We start from the raw sequence: 887 nt of genomic DNA, 5'->3' as shown, positions 1-887 counted from the left end.
CCGCGCCCCTGCGCCTGATATTCAGCGATACAAACTCGCCCTTTATCGGATTCACTGACTTTCTCTAACAAATATTGATTCGTTGAATCGATCACGGAAATCAGTTCTACCGGAGTGCTAATGGCATTTTTCAGACGAGTTTCATCGAGTAATTGAAGAGGATGAGCCAGTTGATAGCCTCGTCCTTGGATACGATAAATATCCACTCCCCAATCATTCAACCCTTTAATGTGCTTTGCAATTGCCGCTCTAGAAATGCCCAGTTGTTGTCCAAGCTTTTCACCTGAATGAAAACCGCCATCGCTAAGTGTTTTAAGGATATGTAGCTTCACTGAGTGTTCTTTTCTCATTGAGCCGCCTCAATCTTAGCGAGATTAGTTTCACCTTGACGATTCATAAAGCGCACTTCGTGTTCGAGTTCAATTTGGTACTTATCCCACACCGCCCTTTTCACCAGAGAAGCAAGTGCAACCACGTCATCAGCACTGCAGTTGTCGACATTTGTTAATACCAACGCTTGTAAAGGGTTCACCTGAGCACCGTTGACTGAAATACCTTTCAAACCACACTGGTCAATCAGCCAACCGGCTGCCACTTTCATTCCCTCGTTTGCAGGGTAAGCCACCATGTTGCTATGCTTTCGAATGAGTTGATCATAATGATCTTGGCTGATCACAGGGTTTTTAAAGAAACTCCCTGCGTTACCGACTTTAGCTGGGTCTGGCAGTTTCTCCATACGAACTTGGCACACACGTTCAAATATTGCATTTGGACTTAATTCGTTTTCAGGGATGTTTTGTAACGGCCCATATTGATTCTTCGGCGTCCATCGCTTCGGCAGCTTCAAGCCAATGGCTGTGACAAAGCATTTTTCATATAGATCATGC

1 protein-coding gene and 1 pseudogene are annotated in these 887 nt (G+C 44.8%); both read right to left on the bottom strand.

The annotated features are described in order from the left end of the window. Positions 1 to 350, bottom strand: a 350-nt coding sequence (locus R7Q09_RS24725; RefSeq protein ID WP_318143769.1) for an HTH domain-containing protein, incomplete at its 3' end; no start/stop codon positions are given. Next, a pseudogene (locus R7Q09_RS24720) lies at positions 347 to 887 on the bottom strand (UDP-N-acetylenolpyruvoylglucosamine reductase); the annotation flags it as partial. The gene R7Q09_RS24725 and the pseudogene R7Q09_RS24720, both read right to left, overlap by 4 nt.

The organism is Vibrio sp. 2130-1 (assembly GCF_033339515.1).
This window is presented reverse-complemented; position numbering and strand designations above follow the sequence as displayed.